This is a genomic window from Actinomadura macra NBRC 14102, from assembly GCF_001552215.1.
Taxonomy (GTDB): domain Bacteria; phylum Actinomycetota; class Actinomycetes; order Streptosporangiales; family Streptosporangiaceae; genus Spirillospora; species Spirillospora macra.
The window spans coordinates 1-19646 of the sequence record NZ_BCQT01000038.1; the positions used below are offsets into that span (position 1 = coordinate 1).

A 19646-nucleotide genomic window follows, 5' to 3' on the forward strand; every position below is an offset into this window, starting at 1 on the left:
CCCGGCGGGTGGGTTTGGCCGGGGGAGGGAGATGAGGCTGTGCGCGGGGGTCAGGCGGTGGTGGGGACGAGGGTGACTTTCATGCCGGGGTTGAGGCGTTCGAGGTCGCGGATTTTGGTGCGCGGTCTTCGACCCCGACCGGACCCACCGCTTCAGGGGCATCGCCCTCGATCAGCGCACCCGGCTCGCGCCGCTCGCCGTGACCGAGTTCGTGCAGTTCCTGCACGACCGTCAGGGATGGCAGGCGTTGGCCGCCGACGCCCAGGCCCAGGCGGCCCAGGCCGAGACTCGTGTGGCCTACCTGCTGGGCGTGCCCACCCGGTAGCGGGTGGCGCAGATCCTGATGTACGTGGCCAACCAGGAACTGCTGCTGCGCAACAACTGGAGCCCCATCACCTGGATACCTCCCGAGACCATGGCCGGCTGGGCCGGTATCACCCGCCGTTCGCTGGAAAGAGTGCTCAGTGACCTGCGGGTCGAGGGGCTGATCTCCAACAACCGGGGATACCTGCACATCCCGGACGCCAAGGGCCTCACCGAGGACATCGGCGGCACCTGGCCCAGCCGCGCCGAACGCGAACAGATCGCCCTGGCCATCGCCCGCAAGCGCCGTGTCGGAGAAGGCAGACCCAGGACCGTCACCCTGTCGCCCGGCGGCGTCATCAAGCATCCCTCCCGCGGCCGATGACCTGCGCACAATGCCGGCGTGGACCCCCGACACCGACCACCAGCAGTGTCGTGTCGACGGGGTGGCGATCAGGTAGCCGGCGATGTGGGGGAGAAGAGGCAACGGATCGTTACGGCGGGTGGGAGATGGACGTGCGTGCCCTGCCCGTGGTGGCCGCGTCGTTCCGCTGAGCCGGTGCGGGTGTGCGCAGGTGACGCCGGTCATCAACGGAGACCGCGGTCGCTGGTGGGATCTGGTGGATTGTTGGTGCGGGGTCTATTGGGCGGATCCTTGTCGATTCGCTCTCCAAGGGCGGGGATGCCGAACTTTCACGAGTTTAGGTTTGACTAAACATTTAGGGGAAGCTAAAGTTGGCGTAGTCATCCTGAAGAGGGAGATGGGGCGTCATGGTGTTCCGCACCCGGCGTAGCAACGCAGAAGCCGCAGGTCATCTCGGGTATCCGCAGTCCAGCCTCACCGACACCGTGATCAACGAGGTCGTCTGGTACATGCGTGAGAACGGGATCCAGCGATCACATCTCGCCGACAAGATGAACGTCTCTCCCGGTCGGGTGAGCCAGATCCTGTCCGGCGGGGAGAACCTCACCCTCAAGACCCTGGACGCAGTGGTGGTGGCGCTGGGAGCGCGCTTGGAGGTGCAGATGCACCCGTGGACCGACCGGGTCCCGCCTGCGCCGCCCGCCCCGCCCGGTCTCGCCTGAAACCCCGCCCCACCGGGCCGTCTGCGACCGCGTCACCCACCGCATGGTGCTTGCAGGGGTCTGCTGCCGCCAGCGCCCGCCAGCGCCCTGCGGTGGGTGGCGGGGGAATGGTCAGCTACTGGTGGCCGGTTGCGGCGCGGTCTGGGGGGCCAGGGCGCGCAGGCTGTAGCCCCAGCGGTGCGCGCACAGCAGCATGGCCTGCAGAGCCTGCATCGCATCAGAGCACAGGCTGCTTTGCAGCCGATCCGTTTCCCCCCGGCGGGCACTGGTCTGGTAGCTGCCGATGTTGTGCAGGTTGCGGTTTTGGAGCTCGGTGAGCAGACGCTGGGGCCGGGGGTGCTGCTCGCACAGCGACGCCAGCGTGAGGCGGTCCTGGATCTCCTCATGCGCCTGCCTCAGCTCCGCGGCGCGCTGCGGAGCGGCGGTGTCGTCGCTGGCCTGTCGAATCAGCTGCCGGAAGAAGTCATCGGCCGCCGCCTGGATCTCGGCCGGGCCGTGCTTGCCTTCCAGCCACTTGGGCTCGGGGAACCATTGATCGACCCAGGCCAGCCGGTCGGGCCGGAAGGACTCCTCCAACCGGTGCACCAGCACAGCGATCCCCACGCTGGCGATCATCATCAGCTGCGTCGGCGGAGCCTCGGTCACCTGCCGGGCCTGCACGCTGCGTCTGACCTCACCGGCCAGCAGAACCCCCACCGCCGCCACCGAACCGCCGATGCCCCAGATCGTCGGCGACGCCAGCGCGACCAGGTTGCCGCACGCGGTCGCCGCCGCCGCGGTGGCCAGGATGACGGCCATCGCCCACCAGCGGCTCGACCGGCCGAACAGCCGGTGCTGGCCCCGGCAGCGCACCTCCAGACACAGGAACGCCACCAGGCAGGACACGGCGAACGACGCCCCCCATTTCCCGGCGATCGCCCACGTGAGACCCACCATTTCCCCCGGCACCTCCCCACCGCCGGCCGGAAATGATCGCTCAAGGAGGGCTATCGCAAACATCTCCGGTCAGCGATCACAAGATTCATGATCAATTCCCGTTTTCCCCGATTTGCTTACTCTTTACCCGACAATAGGACCCTGTGCGGAGCGTTACCAGATCGTGGCCGTCCGGAAGATGCCAATGATCGCCGCGCCCGCCCCCGAGATGAACTGTGACCAGCGACGATGCGGAAAAGAGTCCTCCAACTGTGGACTTTTACTCATCGCCGCCTGCATCCCGTGATACCAGCACAATCGGCGAGAGGAGACAAAACCTCCACTCCTTCGGCACCTTTCATACGGGCGCGTGCCCATGGCGGCCTGGCGACTCCCGGGAGTTCGGGGCCACGTCACCGATCGCCTCACGAAAGCCCGGGCACCCGCCACTGGCATCCGCCTCGACCGGAACGCGGCCCGCCGCCGTGGTCTCACGGGCGATGCGCAGCGCCGCGATGACGGGGAGCGGGCCGTAAAAATGGTCTTTACGCCATGGGTGGGAGAGTGGATCCGGTGGTGGGCCGCCAGATCATCTCCGCAGCCTTGAGCGAGGAGCGGGCGCTGACAGGCTCCGCGCCCGGGTGGTGCCCGGCATAGCGCCAGCCCGCACCGACAAGACCTTCGGCTGGTGGGGCCGAGACGGGGGTGCCTGTCGGTGCGGGTGCCGCCGCGTGATGGCCGTCTTCGCAGCGGCTGCTTGGAGGCCTGTCGGGGGAGTGGCGCGGGGTAGGTCACCCGGCTTCTGGCGAGGTAAGGGCGGACCGCGCTTCAGAAGAGCCGGACGCGTGGGCGGAGATGGCGTGGCTGGTTGCCTAGTGGGGAGCCGAGGAGGGCGGCGGGAACCAGGCCCAACCGCAAATACTTCGGTTTGAAACGCGGCATGACCTGGCTGAACGCCATGAATGATCGCGGTATGGGGCGCGGCGCGAAGGTCGTGTCGGGAACGATCCGGGATTCCCTGCACATGGTCGATGTCATCTTCGGCCTGGACGGCGGTGACCTGCCCGAGATCGTCGTCTCCGACACAGGCTCCTACAGCGACCTTGTCTTCGGCCTCCTCGAGTTGCTCGGGATCTCCTACCGGCCCGCCCTGGCGGACCTGCCCGACCAGAAGGGCTGGCGGATCAACGGCTCCGCCGACTACGGGCCCTTGAACACCTTCGCCCGGGGCAAGATCGACCTGCGGAAGGTGAAGCGGAACTGGGAGGACATCCTCCGGGTCGTCGCCTCGATCTACACCGGGACCGTGCGCGCCTATGACGTCGTCACCATGCTCCAGCGCGAGGGCCACCCCACCGCGCTCGGCGAGGCGATCGCCTCCTACGGACGGATCTTCAAGACCCTGCACATCCTGCAGTTCATCGACGTGGACGAGACCTACCGGCGCGACATCAAGGACATCCGCAACCTCCAGGAGAACCGCCACTCCCTCGCTCGGAAGATCTGCCACGGCAAGAAGGGCGAGCTCCACCACCGGTACGAACACGGCCTAGAGAACCAGCTCGGCGCCCTCGGCCTCGTGCTGAACTGCGCGACGCTCTGGACGACGGTCTATCTCGACGCCGCCATCCGCCAGATGAAAGCCCAGGGCTACCCGGTCCGGGACGAGGACATGGCCCGGCTATCGCCGTTCGTCCACTCCCACCTCGGCGTCCACGGCACCTACACCTTCGCTCTCCCCGACCTTGCCCCCGGCGCCATCCGCGATCTACGTGACACTGACAACGCCGAGGACGACGACGAGATCTGATCCCTCTAAGTCGCCAGAGTGACCTAGGTCACATTTATAGTTCAGTAAATGACCATGGTTCGTGGGGCTTTATCCAGTGACGCACGGAGCGCCCTCGGGCGGCCGGGCGAGTCCAAACACACAGAGACAGACGGGAGCTTCACGCCCATGGAACCGAAGAAAGCCCGTGACCGGTCCCGAGAGGTGGACAGCATCAGGGGGCAGGCGCAGTCGGTGCGGACCTGGCTGGCAGAGCATGGCGGTGATCTGAGGACGGTCGGCTCTGACGACCGCCGCCAGTTCGATACCGAGGTCACCGAGTTCCGGCAGCGGCTGTCCAGGCTGCAAGCCCTGGACTTCAATCCGGAGCAATCGATGATCATCGTGGAGGTGACCACTGCGGTCGCGAGCGCGATGGTCCAGGATCGGGCCGAACACGAGGCTCGGGAACTACTCATATGCACTCGCTGGCATCTGCCGTCATTGCGCCATCGGCGTCCCGAGATTTCCCGACCCATGGTGTTGAAGGCGCGGCGTGTATGGGCCGAGGTCTGTTCCGGACTCGGTGCGCATGACCGGTCCGAGACGATCCTGCGAAGGGTGGCCGAGAACGAGCGGCAGTTCGGCGCCGCCGACCCACAGACGAGGCTCCTGCTGGGCTGGGCGCTGGCAGGCCAGCGCCGGTTCCCCGAGGCCGAGGTGGAGTTCGCCGCGTTGAGGTCGCATCTGGCCGGTGCAGCAGCCCAGGAGCAGTTGCTGCACGCCCTGTGCAGGAACGCCTGGCTGCTGGGCCGCATGGGCCGGACTCAGGAGTCGGTGCGTGCCTACGCCCACGTCATCGCCGACCGGACCCGAATCCTTGGGGAGCACCATGCCGACACCCTCGATGCGATGCATTCGCAGATACGGGTTCTCTTCTTGGCCGGGGAGTTGGAGCGGGCGCTCGTCCTGCTGGAGTCCCTCCTGAACATCCGTGAGCGCGTCCAGCGCGACTGCCACCCAGATACTCTTTGGGCCCGTCTTTACTGGCGGATCGCGCAAGCGCGGCTCGAGTCCCACGACGACCGTGCCCTCGACCGAGCGTGCCGCGACCTGGCCGAGATCCTCGACCTCCAGACCCGGCGGCTCGATTCATCTCATCCCATAACGCGCGGCACCGGCCGGTGGCTCAACTGGCTCGGCGAGGTCCAGAAGGCGAACCGCGTCGGCAAACCGCACCCGCCGCTCCCCAATTGGTGATGGGACGGCTCCTGGGCCGGGGCCGGTAGCCCCCGGCCCAGGGCCGCCGTTCCTAGGCTGGTCGTGGTTGGTCTGGGGTGGTTTGCGCGTCAGGCGGGCAGAGGCGGCAGGGGTTGTCGGGCAGGCTGATCCACGCGGTTGTCTCAGTCTGGTTGACCGGGATCTGCACTTTTCGGTACGAGGCCGGGCGGCTGGCCGCGGTGTGCCAGATGACGTCCTCGAAAATCTGCTGTGATGCGATCACGGCGAGCGCGCCGGACGACCGGGCCAAGGCCTGCTTGAGCGGTGCGGCGTTCAGCAGCCGCGTGGCCAGGATGATGGCGGTGCTGGCCACGCCGTGCGCGTCGTGGTGAACCTCCCCGGCGTGCAGGGCCATCCGCAACCGGATCCGTGCGTACTCGTCGTGGATGTGATTGTGGTCGGCCAGCGCCGCGGCCAGTTCCTGAATGACCTCGACGACCAGGAGCTTTTTGGGTACGTGCGGGGACACCAGGATCAGTGCCCCGTCGCCGCGGTCCTCGCAGTAGCAGTCCCTGGACCATGCCACCCCGGCCCGGCCGAACGCGCGGTCGAGCGAGTGGTAGAGACCGTTGCGCACCGTGATCTGGTGGTCGTGGGTGCGGCGGTGATCGCTGAAGTCTTGCACGTCGACGCAGACGATCGCCCGGTACACCGCCGGGCCTGCGCCAGCCGCGGTGCGGCCGCTTCCGCTCATGATCGTGATCATCCCTCAACGGTTCTCAGTCGGCTGGTCGGGCCGGAGCCCGGGCCGCGGTGCGGTGACGATGAAGGGCCGCAGGGTGTCGGCGGCGATGTCCATGCCGTGCAAGGTCCGCTCCAGCGTGCCTCCCCAGACAGGGTCCTCATGCTCTACCGCGATGTCGCCGTTGTATCCGGCAGCGTGGAGGGTGTCGATGATCAGGTTCCAGTCGAGCTGGCCGCGGCCAGGCACGCGGTAGCGCCACCAGCCGACATCGGTGGGGGAAGTACGGGTGGCGGTCTTGCCGAAGACGCCGTACCGGGTTCGGGCGCGTTCGTCGATCTGGATGTCCTTCGCCTGGACGTGGCCGACGATGCCGGCGTCCAAGGCGTGGTGGAGGGCGTCCAGCGGGTCGATGCCCAGCCAAGGCAGGTGAGAAGGGTCGTAGGTGAGGCCGAAGCCCAGCTCGGCCATCCAGTCCCACAGCTCGGGTGAGTAGGCCAGGTTGCCGGGATAGCCGTCGGGGTGCCAGCCCTCCATCGGGCAGTTCTCGGCCAGCAGCGCCACCCCCCGCTCGGCCGCGTACCGGGTCAGCGGGGGCAGGTGCTGCTCGGCCTCCTTGAGGTTGTCTGCGACCGGCAGAGTGACGTCACGGCCGATAAAAGTGGTGACCTTGCCGACGCCCAGGAGGGCGGCGGCGTCGATGCAGGCCCGCAGATGCCGGTGGACGCGGTCGCGTTCGGACCGGTCGTGGTGCAGGTTGTTGCCGCAGTAGGTCACCGCACTGATGGCCAGGCCGTTGGCACGCATCAACTCCTTCACACCCGCGGCATCGTCGCCGGTGAAGGCGGCCACGTTCAGGTGGGCCGCCTGGTGAACGTGTTCGTTGCCCACCGGCCAGGCCGCCACCTCCAGCGCCTGGTACCCGGCCCGCGCCGCCCAGGCCGCGATCTGCTCCAGCGACATCTGGCCCAGCGCGGCCGTGAGCACTCCCAATTTCATGGCGATACCTCTCTGTCGGTGATCGGCTGTCTGCTTGGCCTCACCCGGCCCACTCGAAGATGCGCCCGGCGCTGCGCGTCACTGGATAGAGCCACACAGAACATGATCATCCGAGGACACTTGGCATATGACCTAGGTCACATTCCCGAGCGTTGTCGTCGGCCAGGTCATGTGCGGGGATGCGTGGCGACCTCCGTTCCAGATGGATGGGCAGTGGTAGGCGGAGTCGCCCTGCCCTGGAGCCGTTCGTCTAACGAACGTTTGACGAACACCGGCAGGAGGAAGGGCCGCATCAGGGACTCCGTTCACCGTGTCCGTTTCGAGTGTTCGTTTTCCCGTTCACCTCCGCCCGCCCTCCGCTACCGTTCAGATACGTCGCACGGGGCGTTTAATGAACGGAGGTAAGGGCTCGATGGCACTCATCGGCCTGGTCCGGGTCAGCACCGACAAGCAGAAGACCTAACGGCAGCACGACGCCCTCGACCCGATCTGTCTCAAGGTCATCGAGGAGAAGACCAGCGGCAAACTCGTCACCGCCGACCGGCCGGACCTGCTCACCGCGCTGTCCTACATCCGCGAGGGCGACCTGCTGACTGTCCAAGAGGTCGACCGGCTCGGCCGCAACCTCCTGGAGGGCCTGATCGTCCTCAACGATCTGTTCCAGCAGGGTGTCGGCGTGAAGGTGCTGGAGGGCATCGCGGCCGGCGAGCACACCGAACGGTCCTTCCTCCTCGACCTCGCGCTCGCGTTGGCCGAGGACCGGCGGCGCGACATCATGAAGAAGACCCTCAACGGCCTGGAAGCCGCCCGCAAGCAAGGCAAGGTCGGCGGCCGAGGCTCCGTCGTCGACGACGACAAGCGCGCCGCGATCCTCGACCGCCGACGGCGCGGCGAATCCATCCGCACCATCGCCGCCGGGGTGAAGGTCTCCGTCGGCGTCGTCCACAAGACCCTGGCAGAGGCCAAGACCTCAGACGAAGGCTGACTCGCCACCCCCATCGGAACCGCCAGTGGCGGTAACGCGCGCTGCGAGGGCTCGCAAACGCCACTGACGGTTCGGTTGCTGCCCAAGCCCCGAATACACCTCCGCCCGCATCACCGCCGACGCCGACCCCGCCGCCCGCCGACGCACACGCTGACGGCTGTTGCTCCTGACCTGCCGCAGGTCAGTGGCGGGCGTGGGCCACGCTCAAGGGAGTTCGATGTAAGGGAGGCCGACTGCGACGAGTTTGGTCTGCAGGTTCAGGTCACCAGTCGCGGCGTATAGGGCCGATCCCGGGTGGGCAGACTGGAGCAGCAGCGTTGAGGCGACGAAGCGGTCGTCGGGAACGTCGAGGTTCAGCCAGCTAGGGAGGTCGTCGCTGGCAGGTTCCACGTGCTCGAAGATCGCGTGGACGTCTCCGGCGACGCGGATGCCAGCAAGGACGTCACCGTTGGTGCGCAGGCCCTTGAGTCGCTTGTCAGCGCGCTTGGCGCTGTCGCGGACGTCCTGGTTGCGGCCGTTACGTTTCAGGTCGTCGATCTCGCGTAGGACCACCGGCAGCAGATGGGCCATGTAGCGGCCTCCCAGGCTGACCGTGTGAACGGCAATGTTGGGATCGTCGAGGAGGGTGTTGGTGTCGACGGTCAATCGCACCCTGAAGTCATCGGACGGCAGGAGCGTGAGAAGGCGGATCAAGAGGTCAAAGGTCTCCCCGAGCTGCTGCCGGGCGCGCTCGATGGAGCCCGGAACGCCGTGGGAGCCAGGTTCACGGACCAGCCAGTCATGGAGTCGTTCGAGCGCCTCGTTCATGCTCTGCTCGACCTCCGGAGTAGCGTGGGGAAACAGCAGGCGGAACCGCGGGCTCCAGACGCGGAACCGGCCCAGCAGTTCCATGCGTGCGGTTTGCAAATCGTCGTCGCTGGGCGCCCACCCCCAGATGGGGAACCCGATGAAATCCCCCCATTCTGAGTGCGTCCGGTTGAGATCGATGTTCACGATGGCGGAGTCGTCGACGATCGCGTGATAGTCGCCCCGCATCGCCTCTAGCTCAGCGGTCAGTCGCTCCCGATAGGTGAGCCGAGTGCTCTTAGAACTCATGAACACCCATCCTGACCTATACGCACCAGCCACACTGCTGGGTTTCTTGCTGTCCGAAGCTGCACCCGCCCCCCGGGTACGCACCAGCGCTACCACCATCCGGTCCAACCCGCCTCGGAGGCTTACATCCGCCTCGGGGAAGGCCTCCGCTCGCGTCCCGCTGGCACCCGACGCCCGGCGGTCTCCACTTCCTGTCGCTCCCACCGTGGCACCTCGCTGAGCAGGTACATCACTTCGTTTGCGGCTGATGACACGTCCGTTAACGCCACCCCTACATGCGGCCCGGCGACACGCTCGTGGTGCCGTCTCTGGACCGCCTCGGCCGCTCCCTGCAGGACCTCATCGCGCTCGTGGCCGGGCTGCGCAAGCGCGGCATCGGGTTCCGGTCACTGCACGAGGCGATCGACACCACCACCCCCGGCGGCCGCCTGGTCTTCCACGTGTTCGCCGCACTCGCTGAGTTCATCCGCGAGCTGATCGTGCAGGGCACCAACGAGGGCCTGGCCGCCGCCCGCCCCCGCGGGCAGCGCCTCGGCCGCCCCCAGCGCTCACCCCGGAACAGGTCCGCCAGGCCCGCACCCTGCTCACCCGCCCGGACGAATCGGTGTCCTCCATAGCCCGGCTGCTGGGCGTCAGCCGCTCCACGCTCTACAAACACGCCCCCGAGGCCACGGGCCGCCCCCGCGCCGTCCAGCTTCCCGCTGCCGCCATCGAGGGCAGTCCGGATCCTGATCGAACACCGTGACGGCGTCGCCAAGTTGATTCACGAGCCGATTCCCCGCAGGGTCTGCAACCGGTCCGTGAGGCGACCTCATCGGACTTCAGAGCATCCCTGGAACGCGGAACGGCCGCCACAGGCTGTGGCGGCCGTTCCGGGATCGTCCTGGCAAGAGGGGACCGGGAGGCACCACCCGGTGGAGAACCCTCCTGTACCTGTTGCACGCCTTGGCTTTCTCCAGGGCACAGAGACGAGGCACAGGCTCCCGAGGGGCCAGGACTCCTCTAGATCCGCACACCCGCCCCGATCCGGAACGGGGTGAACTAACCCCTTGATCGACGCTCTCATGAGGACCTGTCTTCGACGGTAGCGGTACCGTGATAGTGAAGGCAACCTCGCCTCTGAGGTGTACAGCGGGGGAACCACCACCGAATCGGCGGGTAAGACACCGACTGAGCGACTTTACCCCTTACGGATTCAGCGGCTTACCTCTTACCTACTCGACGGCAACTAAAGTACGTTTTATACTCTCCATACTTCCAAAACTCTGGCTACGGAGATCAGCCCGGTGCAAGCGTCATCACCTTCGGTCGAGGACCAGTCCGAACCGCTCCAGACCGCGTTGCAGAGCGCCAAGGCGGCAGCACGACGCGCCCGTCGGAGCGCGCAACTCCGCATGGACTTCATCGCCCGCGGAGGGCCGGACGAGGCGTTCCCGCCCTTGGCCCGGATGCTGCGCGGGGGACGCGGCGGAGACGTCCGACTCCGCCTCATGCTAAGCCTCTTGTGGTTCCAGACCGACAGCCGCAGGGCCGTACCGCTGAACTACCCATCCCAGGCGTGGGCCCGGCTGCTCGGGCTGGACAAACCCGAGACGGCCGGGGTCAGGCGGGTCAACGATGCCGTTCGCTGGCTAGCCGCCAACAAGTTCATCTTCGTGAAAACCAACCCAGGTTCCGCCAGTCAGATCACCGTCCTGAACGAGACTGGCGACGGCAGCGACTACGAACCTCCGGGCTCGGCAGCCCAACGTCTCCGCGACAAGCCCGCCGGACCCAAGCATCTCTACGTCCAGATCCCCGAGCAGATGTGGACCAACGGCTACATCTCCATGCTCAAGGGGGCCGGCCTCGCCTTCTACCTGATGCTCCTTGAGCAGTACGGGCCCGGCAGACTCGACGAAGACGCTCCCGCAGTGTGGATCAGTCCCAAGATCCTCAAAGACCGGTACGGGCTCAGCGACGACACCCGTACCAGAGGAATGAAGGAACTCGAAGCCTTCGGACTGGTCACCGTCAAACGCCAGCCCATCAACCCAGACGACTTCGACATCGAACGCATCCGCAACACCTACACACTCAACATCGACACCATCCAAGAGCCCGCCAAACGCGGCAATCTCGCCTGACCCGCATTATGTGAGACCCCTCGCCCTCCGCTCAGGCGGGCCTGTCTTCCGCCGTCCGGCCTCACCGTCCCGGCGTCGGTTCGGCTCCGCGCCGTGGCGCCCCGGGACCCGTTCGAGAGCTAGAACGGCGGGTCGTCGCTGAAGCCGCCACCTCCACTGCCTGTCGCCCATGGGTCGCTGGCGGAACCGAAGCCGGTTCTGCGCTGCGGTGTTGGTTCAGCTTCCTGGTAGTCGGCCCTCCGCTCCCGAACGTGTCCCCAGCCGCCAGGTAGCTCATCAAGGGTGTCGGGATTAGTTGGTTTCCCGACACCCTTTCGGTAGCACCCTAGAAATCGGACATCAGTGGACGAATGGCCGTCTCCGGGCGTCAGATTCGCGTTCTGATTGACGACAGGGTTTGACGACATCAGGATGGGGGTCCGAACCCTTCTGGAGGAGAGCGCCGCGCCGCTGCCCAAGATCCCGCTCGACGACCCGCGCGTGCTGGCCCTGGCCAAGGCTCGTCAGCGGTTCGCCCACGACTGCGTCAACCTTCCGACGTGGGAGGAGCTGACCGACGAGGACCGAGAGGCCGGTCTGCCCACCGCTCGCAACTACCTGGAGGCGGGGATCAACGCCGGGCTCTTCCCTGCCGTGGAACTGATCGACAGTGGATGGCGCGCGAGCCTGACCAACATCAACAAGGGGCTTGAGCGTCAGGCCACCGCCATGGCCACTGCAGCCGCCGACCTCCCGCTGCTGCTCTACCGGTTCCGCAGCGGCCCCAGCGGGGGGATGAGCGTCGGGACCGTCCTGGACCAGCTGGCCGAGACTGCAGAACACCTGGCCGCGTTCGCCCGCGAGTTCGGCGACCAGGGCTGGGTCGACATGGGCCAGGACGAGACCGCCGCCTGGAACAGGACTCTGGCCGACCTGGAGGCCGCCGCGGCCACCTTCCGCCGCACCACCGACCTCATCGGCTGACGCCCAAGGAGCACCGTGCAGATCGTGTACTCCCGGTCGTCGACCGCGACCCAGTCCCTGCTCCGGCAGCGGCACATCCTGACCGAGGCCGGTCTGCTGGTGCGGAGCGAAGGCGCCGCCGAAGGATTCCACCCAGCCCCCGGAGTGCTGCTGTTCGAGGACCCCGCGACCACCTCCAAGATCCCCGCGCTGGAGCGGCCCGCGTTCGCCAAGGTGGCCACCGCCGCCAATCCAGGCGACGCCTTGACGGTCTCGGAGCTGTTCCGCCTGTGCCGGGACCTGGTCGGCATCCACCAGGTGCGGGCCTGGTGCCTGGCCCGCGGCGTCGCCCTGCGCGTCCTGTCCGGACCCCTGCCGAACTTCACTGACCTGGCGGCCAAAGACGCGACCACCGACCTGCTCATCAACGTCAGCACCGCCGTCGGTCAGTTCCAGCGCGACCTGCAGAACGAACTGACCGACGAGGGGATCGCTGCCGCCGAAGCCGAGGGCCGGCCGGTACCGGGGCCGCCCGCCCGCCTTGACCGGCGATCAGCTCGCCGACGTCCGCGACGCCTTCCGCAACCAGGGCGTCTCGATCGCCGCCCTGGCCCGCAGGCACGGAGTAAGCCGAGTGGCCGTGCGCAGCGCGCTGCATGGCCTGCTCCCCGACCAGAGTGTCCCGCCCGCTCAGTCGGGATGATGGAGCGAACATGACGCGGTGACCCGGTCGAACGGCCTGGCTCTGATGGTCAGGCCGCAAGGCCCAGGTCGAGGCGGCGGCCCATGTCGATGTCGATCGTGCCGTAGAGGTTGGCGTTGGACCAGAACAGCGGCGACAGGCCGCGTTTGTCGGCGTCGGTCACCTTCTGCTGCCAGAGGGGTCCTTGAGAACGGACTGGACGAGCAGGGTGTTGATGAACACCAGGGTGGACTGGAGCAGGTGCAGGCTGAGCATGGAGACCTCCTGGTGCTCCTTGTCGCTGCCGGGGCTGGTGCCGGCGCTGCCGTAGAACAGGTCGGTGTTGGCCGAGTTCCAGTTCTCCACGACCTGAAGGCCCCCGCGAGGAGGATCGGAACGGCCCCAGCCGCGCGTGTCCCCGTGCGAGTACGCTACGAGGCGCGGGGCTGTACGACCGAGAGTGATCGATGTGACCACACCTTGATTCCGAGAGGCTGCCAAAGAGGAGAGCTTTGATCTGGAAAGGGCAGGGGAAATAATCCCTAATTATCTGCACCCCTCAGATTCTTATACTGGTGTCAGGCTGCCCAAAAGCTCTCCGCTGGTGTCCCTTCTTTCACTTATATTCTGGTTGCGGCAGCCTTTATTGTGTCTCTGATCTTCTTCGCGCGGCTAGCCTGCGGGGCCGCTGACCTGCTAGTACGCATCCTGGAATGCATGGCAGGAGAATATTTACCAGAGTTGAGAGAGACACAAGGCAGCAGAAGAAGCGGTAGGCGCCGAGCGGGAGGTCAGAACGCCTCCTATAACCGCGTGGGCGGATCCATGGTCCAGGCCCAAAACGTAGGCGAGATACATATCCACGACGCGAAACGGGAAAAGCCGGAGCCCTGAAACAGCGCTCCGCCCCTCCCTCCCTGAGAGGGGCGCCTCCCCTGGTGCGCGCCAGGTGTCCGGGTTCCCGCGGACCTCTGCTCAGCTGCCGCTGCAGATTTCGTCACGGTGTTTTCCTGGTTTTCGTGACGGTGGGCGGCTAATCTTTTCGTGACGGTCGATGGCGTGACGAAAAAAGGGGAGTGCGTGGTGGCGACCTTGTGCGGGACGTGCGGTGACCCGGTGCCGGTCCGGGACCGGGGCCGTCCGGCCCGGTACTGCTCGGCGGCGTGCAAGGCCAAGGCGTACCGCAGGCGCAAGAACGCGACAGCCGCCGCAGCCGCCGCGCCGTCGCCGGTCCACGCCGCCCCGGCCACAACCATCGACATGCCGGGCACCGACGCCTCGGCTGCGGACCTGGCCGCGCGGTTGGCCGAGGTGGCCGCGCACCTGGCGGTGGCGATCGACGGTGGCCGCGCCGGGGACCTGCGACCGGACGGTACCGCCGAGCTGCTCGGCCATGCTCAGCGCACCCTGGACGCGCTCGGCGCACTGGTCCGCACCTCGGCGGCCGCACCTGCGCCCGCACCGGTGTCGCGTGACGAAATCCTGGTGTCCGTGACGGAAATCGGTGCCGGACCTGGGCGTGACGAAATCGGTGCGGCCGTGACGGAAAGCCGGCCTTTGCCCGATCCGGAGGAGCCGGACCAGGGGGCCGCCGAGCGCGAGGCTCAGGATGAGGGCGAGGACGAGGGCGGCCGGGAGGAGCGTGAGTTCGTGCGGCGGTTGCGGCCGGTCCCGGAGTTGGGGGAGGGCTATCGGATGGCCGAGTGGCCCGGGACCGGCCGCTACCACCTGGTGTACGAGGGTGAGCGGATCGGCCACGCCGCCAAGAAGACCTTCACCTCCCGCTGGCAGGCCCACTCCGCGCACGGCCCGAAGATTTCTGCCACCGGCACCTACGCCACCCGCCGCCAGGCTCTGGCCGAGGTCGCACTGCACCACCGCGAACTCCGCCGAGCCCAACCTCGCACCCGCAAACGCCGCTGACGCGCCGTCGCGGCCGCGCGGTGGTTCGTCGCGCGGCCGCGACGACGAAACCCGCCGCCAGGGTTGGACCACTGGCGCACCGAACGCGCCCACTGGCCCGGCGCCGCCAGCCCCGCCCTGTTCCTCAATGCCCGTGGCGGCCGCCTATCGGTGCGCGGCGCCTATGACATCCTGGTCGCCATCGGCGAAGACGCCGGCCTCGAAGTCGGGATCGACGCCACCTTCACCCCTCACACCCTCGGGCACACCGCCGGAACCACCATGGTCCGTAGCGGCGAAGACATCGTCGTGGTCGCCGAGCTCCTCGGCCACAGCCTGGAGACCGTCCGCCGCTACAGTCTGCCCACCGAGCACGACAAACAGCGCGCCATCCGCCGCATCCCCGTCGACGAATAGCTCCCGGGCACGAACGAGCGGGTGTCGGGACCTGCGGCGTATGACACGTCCGTTCACGCTCACCGCACACTGGGCAGCGGGCGAGACTACTGGCAGGCGGCTCCTGTCGTCCGGGATCCCAGAGCGAACGGCATGAAGGCGAGCCGGATCTCACGGTTCACGTCGTGGCGGGCGTGGAAGACGAAGTCATGACGTTCGCCCTCGCCGGTGGAGCCGACCGTGCGTTTGTGGTTGGGGTGGCTCTCGATTTCGCTGAGGGCCTTGCCGATGATCGCGGTCGTGTCGTCAGCACGCACGAAGATCAGCAATGCTGCCTTTGTGTCGCGCCACACCAGGTATCCAAGCAACTGGTCGAGCGCATCGCGGATGGTCTTCGGCCCGTGCCAGATCTTGCACTCGGCGATGAACACGTTGCGGTCGTCGACCCGGATCAAGATGTCAGTCTTGCCTGTGCCGTTGAATACCTCACCTGCGGCTTTCCCCTCGAATTGGGCGTTGAGGGAGACCAGCAGCAAATCGCGGATCTTCTCCTCGTTGAGGGTGGCTGTCATCGACGGCGAGCGTTCCAGGGCGTTACGGGCGTTGCGCAGGACCTCGAGCGCAGCCTCGTAGTCGGCGCCGGCCAGCACCGGCTCGGGTGTGAAAGGGCCGTGCGCGGTGGGGCGCGGCCGGGTGATCACCCGGCGTGTCACCGGTACCGAGTATTTGGCCGCATCCATTCGCTGATGGATGGGGAAGCCCAGCCCGGCTTCGAGGTGCCGGTTGGACAGCAGTTCTTCTCGCCGTTGAATCACCCATTGCGCGAGGTGTGCTCGAAGCCGGCCGGGATATGCCTCAAGATCGTTTCGAGACCATGCCAGGTGCTCGTCGATCCTGTCCAACTGGACGTCGAAGTGGTGCCGCACAACCTGCGGGCTGCTGCGATCGCCTTCCCAGACTAGGTACAGGTGTTGCTCGTCCACATCGGCCCGAGGCTGGTGGGTGGAGTAGGTGCTGGCCCTCAGCCAGAACACCCCCGGATCACCGTCAAAGGGAACGGCAATAACAACACGTTTCCGGTGGGGATGCTGGAGCGCCGTCCGGCCATCCAGTTCCTCAAGGGGTAGCTGAACGATCAGATCACGGTGCAGTGTGGGGCACTCGACCGAGTGCTCGACCACGAGGTATTTGACGACGTCGGCTTCCGCTGCAGCCAGTAGCTCATCAGGAGCCCAGCTGATCAGAACCTGTTGAGCAGCCTCCAGGCGCTTCCCCAAGTAGGAGGCGAGGTCCATCCCGATCAGGAGCTTGCCATAAGACATGCCGGTCCGGAGCTCCCCATCAAGGTTGAGGCGGGGGCCGTCCTTACTAGAAACGGCGTAGCGGCTCTTCCAAGGCTCCTCGAGGCCGATGGACCAGGTGAGGGGAACCCCGGTGAACAGGGGCAGCGGCTCTGGCCTCGTAGTGGACTTCACAGTCCCGAGTCTGCCGTTCCCCGCCTACAGCGGGAGGCATTTGGGGTAGCTGGTACTGGTTTGGTCTGCCCTAGCCCCACAATCTACTGACACTCTCGTGTCGCGACGACTGACGCTCTCATGTCGCGGTCGCTGACGCCCTGCGTCGCAGCCCGCTGACGCTCTCACGTCGCTTGGCATGCCGCGCGCCGGGCCGCCCCCGGGACGGCGCGCGGACGAGCGCCCGGACCCCCGCTCCAGGAACCCATGGCTCTCCCCTTGCCCGGTTCGCCAGCGAGAGACGATCTGAGAGCCGCGATCAAGAAAATTCGGCAACCAAGATCTAATAGGGCGCGAACCTGTGGGGCGCGGACCTGCGGGGCGCGAACCTGCAGAACGCGAACCTGTGGGGCGCGGACCTGCGGGGCGCGGACCTGCCGGGCGCGAAGCTGTGGGGCGCGGACCTGCGGGGCGCGAAGCTGTGGGCCGCGGACCTGCGGGGCGCGAAGCTGTGGGGTGCAGACCTGCGAGGCGCGGACCTGCGGGATGCGGACCTGCGGGATGCGGACCTGCAGGTCGCGGACCTGCGAGGTGTCAGAGAGGTGTCGGAGGCGGAGGTCCGGGCGGTGGCGGAGGTGAACGAGCACACCCGGTTCTAGCCCCCCGGCCGGTCGACCGGCCGGGGGCCGGCGGCCCCGCCCGTGGTCGGGTCGTGCCGGTCGCCGCCGATGGCTTAACCGGACAGTACAGCGACTCTGTCCGGTCACCCGCTCTCGATCCTCGCAGGTCAGCGCACCGGTCTCCCTGAACGGCCGTTCCGGCCCCTCCCAGCGGCCACCGTCCGTCACCGAAACCCTGGTTATCCACAGAACGTCATCCACTTCTCGGGGTGCCCCGCCGGCGGAAACCTCGGTGTCATGACCACCACCATGAGCACGCCCACGCCGGGACGACGGTGCCGGTTGGACGGCGCCGAACTGGCCGACCTCGCGCGGGCCCTCGCCACCCAACCAGGGGCCCCTCGGCCGTGGCCGGATCCATGAAACCGGCACTGGTGGTGGAGGTCATGCGGCCCCGATGAGCGGGATCTCCTCCAGGATCTCGACGGCGGTGGCCCGCGATGTCTCAATACCGATCATGACTGCGACAGATGATCCGCCATGCCGTCCGGCAGCCCTCCGGGCCGACGCCCACTCGCTTCCTCGAAGTCGACCTTGCCGCCCTCGAACCGGGCGCTCCTGAAGATGACCGCGTTCCCCTCGAACCGGGCGAGCCCGAAGTTGACCGTGCCGCCTAGGAACCGGGCGCCCACGAAGTTGACCGTGCCGCCTAGGAACCGGGCATGTATGAAGTTGACCGTGCCGCCAACGAACATGGCGCCCACGAAGTTGACCGTGCCGCCTACGAACATGGCGCTCCTGAAGTCGACCGTGCTGCCCTTGAACAGGGCGCTCCTGAAGTTGACCGTGCCGCCCTCGAACCGGGCGCTCCTGAAGTTGACCGTGCCGCCCTCGAACCGGGCGAGCCCGAAGTTGACCGTGCCGCCTACGAACAGGGTGCCCATGAAGTTGACCGTGCCGCCTACGAACATGGCGCCCACGAAGTTGACCGTGCCGCCTACGAACCGGACGCCCACGAAGTCGACCGTGCCGCCCTCGAACCGGGCGTCTCGGAAGGAGACGCTGCCGTCGGTGAAGACGGCGCCGTGGAGGTCGCCGCCGTCGAAGACGACGTCGGTGAAGTCGAGGTCGTGGCCCTGCCAGGACACCGGGGCGCCCTGGCGCAGGTGGTTGCCGATGAGTCGGATGATGGTGTGGCGGACCTCGCGAACCGCCCGGTACGCCTTGCGCGCTTCGGCGTGCACGGCCGGGTCCTGGCCGTCGGCGGGGTCGTCTCCGGGGTCGAGGTCATAGGGCAGGCGCAGGAACGCGCACAGCACGTCGATGCACGTCTGGCGGAACTCTTTGGTGGGCGCGTCGTCGGCCAGGCCGGCCAGGGCGTGCACACCGCCGAGCTGGACCGCGGGAGTGGTGTCGCCGAGCTGCGCGACGGCGGCGGTGAACCGGTCGGTGTTCTGCCCGCGCTCGGTCAGCTCGTGGGTACGCCGCTGCCCTTCCTCGGTCAGCTCGTGGGTGCGGCGTTGAGCCTCCTCGCTTTGCCGCTGCCCCTGCTGGGTCAGCTCGAAGGTGCGTAACTGCGCGGCTTCGGTGACCTCGGCCGAGCGCCGGGCAGCCTCCACGCCCTCGCTCGCGGCCTGGGCCGAGCGGCGCGCGGAGACGGCGTTGTTGGCGGTGTAGTAGATCGCCACCGCCGCCAGCAGCCCGGTGCCCATCGTCATCGCCCGGCCCCGGACGGTGTCCAGCGCATCCGCCAGATCCTTGCCCTCCAAACCGCCCTTCCCGCCGACCTTGACGCTGTCCACATGCACCAGCCACCACTGCGCGCCCGGCCCTAAGATCCACGCCACCGCGACAGTCACCACCACTCCGACGACCGCCAGCACCACCCGCGCCCGCCGCTCTAACCGCCGCGCCCGCGCCCGTTCCATCTGTGCGCTGCCGTCGCCCGTCTCGCCGTCCGGCGTTCCCTCACCCATCCAGCGAACCTACGAACACCGCCCCGGCCGCGCTCGCAGAGCCGCCGATCTGCCCGCATCCGGACGCCCGGTCCACGTCTAAAACTGACGATCATCGTTGACACCTGCGTCTCCGAGCACTACGGAGATCATCATGTCGACCCGCGCCACCAGGCTGCGATCGGGTGCGCTGAAGGAGGCCGGGATTTTGTACAGCGACACCGGCCCGCACCGCATCGGCGTGCGCGCCCTCACCGGACACCAGCTTCGCCAACCACCGGACAGAGTGTCCGCCGATCTCAGGACAAAAGATCCGCCGACTGTTGAGCGACAAGGCGTTGTCAGTACGCCGCGCCAAGTTGTTGTCAGTGACTCACGCCTTGCACCGCGCGCTGCACGTCGCCGACTACCGACAAGTACGTGTCGCCAGCCCACCGACATCATCTCGTCGTTTT

General features: G+C 67.2%; 22 protein-coding genes. 15 read left to right on the plus strand and 7 right to left on the minus strand.

Annotation, left to right across the window (positions count from 1 at the left end; translation table 11 throughout):
- Positions 1 to 199: 199 nt before the first annotated feature.
- The 3 genes from AMA02S_RS44830 to AMA02S_RS39230 all read left to right on the plus strand — a co-directional run bounded on the left by AMA02S_RS44830 (position 200) and on the right by AMA02S_RS39230 (position 1389).
- Positions 200 to 325 (plus strand): hypothetical protein, encoded by a 126-nt coding sequence (locus tag AMA02S_RS44830; protein ID WP_281181965.1) that lies wholly within the window; start codon positions 200 to 202, stop codon positions 323 to 325.
- Between the two features lie 3 nt (positions 326 to 328).
- Positions 329 to 688 (plus strand): helix-turn-helix domain-containing protein, encoded by a 360-nt coding sequence (locus AMA02S_RS39225; protein WP_067470046.1) that lies wholly within the window; start codon positions 329 to 331, stop codon positions 686 to 688.
- Positions 689 to 1074: 386 nt separating this feature from the next.
- Positions 1075 to 1389 carry a helix-turn-helix domain-containing protein gene (locus AMA02S_RS39230; protein ID WP_067470048.1) on the plus strand — a complete coding sequence of 105 codons (315 nt, stop codon included), beginning with the start codon at positions 1075 to 1077 and terminating at the stop codon, positions 1387 to 1389.
- Between the two features lie 111 nt (positions 1390 to 1500).
- Here the strand turns inward: AMA02S_RS39230 and AMA02S_RS39235 are convergent, their stop codons facing one another.
- Positions 1501 to 2325 carry a hypothetical protein gene (locus AMA02S_RS39235; RefSeq protein ID WP_067470050.1) on the minus strand — a complete coding sequence of 275 codons (825 nt, stop codon included), beginning with the start codon at positions 2323 to 2325 and terminating at the stop codon, positions 1501 to 1503.
- 847 nt (positions 2326 to 3172) lie between these two features.
- Between AMA02S_RS39235 and AMA02S_RS39240 the strand changes: the two genes are divergently transcribed.
- Complete coding sequence (locus AMA02S_RS39240; protein WP_084266067.1) at positions 3173 to 4114, plus strand: Tn3 family transposase; 942 nt, start codon at positions 3173 to 3175, stop codon at positions 4112 to 4114.
- Positions 4115 to 4261: 147 nt separating this feature from the next.
- Complete coding sequence (locus AMA02S_RS39245; protein WP_157431146.1) at positions 4262 to 5332, plus strand: tetratricopeptide repeat protein; 1071 nt, start codon at positions 4262 to 4264, stop codon at positions 5330 to 5332.
- Positions 5333 to 5384: 52 nt separating this feature from the next.
- On the opposite strand, the gene AMA02S_RS39250 is transcribed toward AMA02S_RS39245, so the two are convergent.
- The gene (locus tag AMA02S_RS39250) at positions 5385 to 6047 is read right to left on the minus strand and encodes a hypothetical protein (protein ID WP_157431147.1); all 663 of its coding nucleotides are present in this window, start codon (positions 6045 to 6047) and stop codon (positions 5385 to 5387) included.
- Between the two features lie 15 nt (positions 6048 to 6062).
- Positions 6063 to 7034, minus strand: a complete 972-nt coding sequence (locus tag AMA02S_RS39255) for a sugar phosphate isomerase/epimerase family protein (protein WP_067470059.1) — start codon at positions 7032 to 7034, stop codon at positions 6063 to 6065.
- Positions 7035 to 7584: 550 nt separating this feature from the next.
- Here AMA02S_RS39255 and AMA02S_RS39265 point away from each other — a divergent pair.
- Positions 7585 to 8019, plus strand: a complete 435-nt coding sequence (locus AMA02S_RS39265; RefSeq protein ID WP_245668037.1) for a recombinase family protein — start codon at positions 7585 to 7587, stop codon at positions 8017 to 8019.
- A 204-nt stretch (positions 8020 to 8223) separates the two neighbouring features.
- Here the strand turns inward: AMA02S_RS39265 and AMA02S_RS39270 are convergent, their stop codons facing one another.
- A complete protein-coding gene (locus AMA02S_RS39270) occupies positions 8224 to 9114 on the minus strand; it encodes a PIN domain-containing protein (protein WP_067470075.1) in 891 nt (296 codons plus the stop codon).
- A gap of 275 nt (positions 9115 to 9389) precedes the next feature.
- Here AMA02S_RS39270 and AMA02S_RS39275 point away from each other — a divergent pair, with 275 nt between their 5' ends.
- The 5 genes from AMA02S_RS39275 to AMA02S_RS39290 all read left to right on the plus strand — a co-directional run bounded on the left by AMA02S_RS39275 (position 9390) and on the right by AMA02S_RS39290 (position 12899).
- Positions 9390 to 9731, plus strand: coding sequence for a recombinase family protein (locus tag AMA02S_RS39275; RefSeq protein WP_281181966.1), 342 nt, complete (start codon positions 9390 to 9392; stop codon positions 9729 to 9731).
- Positions 9695 to 9859, plus strand: a complete 165-nt coding sequence (locus AMA02S_RS44835) for a helix-turn-helix domain-containing protein (RefSeq protein ID WP_281181967.1) — start codon at positions 9695 to 9697, stop codon at positions 9857 to 9859. The genes AMA02S_RS39275 and AMA02S_RS44835 overlap by 37 nt, the downstream gene beginning before the upstream one ends.
- 649 nt (positions 9860 to 10508) lie before the next feature.
- On the plus strand, positions 10509 to 11240 hold the full coding sequence (locus tag AMA02S_RS39280; RefSeq protein ID WP_067470063.1) for a hypothetical protein: 732 nt from the start codon (positions 10509 to 10511) through the stop codon (positions 11238 to 11240).
- 411 nt (positions 11241 to 11651) lie between these two features.
- Positions 11652 to 12203: a hypothetical protein gene (locus tag AMA02S_RS39285; protein ID WP_067470065.1), complete on the plus strand. Its 552-nt coding sequence runs from the start codon at positions 11652 to 11654 to the stop codon at positions 12201 to 12203.
- A 15-nt stretch (positions 12204 to 12218) separates the two neighbouring features.
- The gene (locus AMA02S_RS39290) at positions 12219 to 12899 is read left to right on the plus strand and encodes a recombinase family protein (RefSeq protein WP_067470066.1); all 681 of its coding nucleotides are present in this window, start codon (positions 12219 to 12221) and stop codon (positions 12897 to 12899) included.
- 145 nt (positions 12900 to 13044) lie between these two features.
- On the opposite strand, the gene AMA02S_RS43170 is transcribed toward AMA02S_RS39290, so the two are convergent.
- The gene (locus AMA02S_RS43170; RefSeq protein ID WP_067470067.1) at positions 13045 to 13230 is read right to left on the minus strand and encodes a Tn3 family transposase; all 186 of its coding nucleotides are present in this window, start codon (positions 13228 to 13230) and stop codon (positions 13045 to 13047) included.
- Between the two features lie 714 nt (positions 13231 to 13944).
- Between AMA02S_RS43170 and AMA02S_RS39300 the strand changes: the two genes are divergently transcribed.
- Entirely contained in the window at positions 13945 to 14787 is an 843-nt protein-coding gene (locus AMA02S_RS39300) for a hypothetical protein (RefSeq protein WP_157431150.1), read from the plus strand.
- Between the two features lie 63 nt (positions 14788 to 14850).
- On the plus strand, positions 14851 to 15183 hold the full coding sequence (locus AMA02S_RS39305) for a tyrosine-type recombinase/integrase (protein ID WP_067470071.1): 333 nt from the start codon (positions 14851 to 14853) through the stop codon (positions 15181 to 15183).
- Positions 15184 to 15269: 86 nt separating this feature from the next.
- On the opposite strand, the gene AMA02S_RS39310 is transcribed toward AMA02S_RS39305, so the two are convergent.
- Positions 15270 to 16637, minus strand: a complete 1368-nt coding sequence (locus AMA02S_RS39310; protein ID WP_084266068.1) for a hypothetical protein — start codon at positions 16635 to 16637, stop codon at positions 15270 to 15272.
- Positions 16638 to 16975: 338 nt separating this feature from the next.
- Between AMA02S_RS39310 and AMA02S_RS41110 the strand changes: the two genes are divergently transcribed.
- Complete coding sequence (locus tag AMA02S_RS41110; RefSeq protein ID WP_084266069.1) at positions 16976 to 17275, plus strand: pentapeptide repeat-containing protein; 300 nt, start codon at positions 16976 to 16978, stop codon at positions 17273 to 17275.
- A gap of 476 nt (positions 17276 to 17751) precedes the next feature.
- Here the strand turns inward: AMA02S_RS41110 and AMA02S_RS39315 are convergent, their stop codons facing one another.
- Positions 17752 to 19212 carry a pentapeptide repeat-containing protein gene (locus AMA02S_RS39315; protein ID WP_067470073.1) on the minus strand — a complete coding sequence of 487 codons (1461 nt, stop codon included), beginning with the start codon at positions 19210 to 19212 and terminating at the stop codon, positions 17752 to 17754.
- Between the two features lie 133 nt (positions 19213 to 19345).
- Here AMA02S_RS39315 and AMA02S_RS43770 point away from each other — a divergent pair.
- Positions 19346 to 19646: hypothetical protein (locus AMA02S_RS43770; protein WP_218005291.1), on the plus strand; the 301-nt coding region annotated here is incomplete at its 3' end.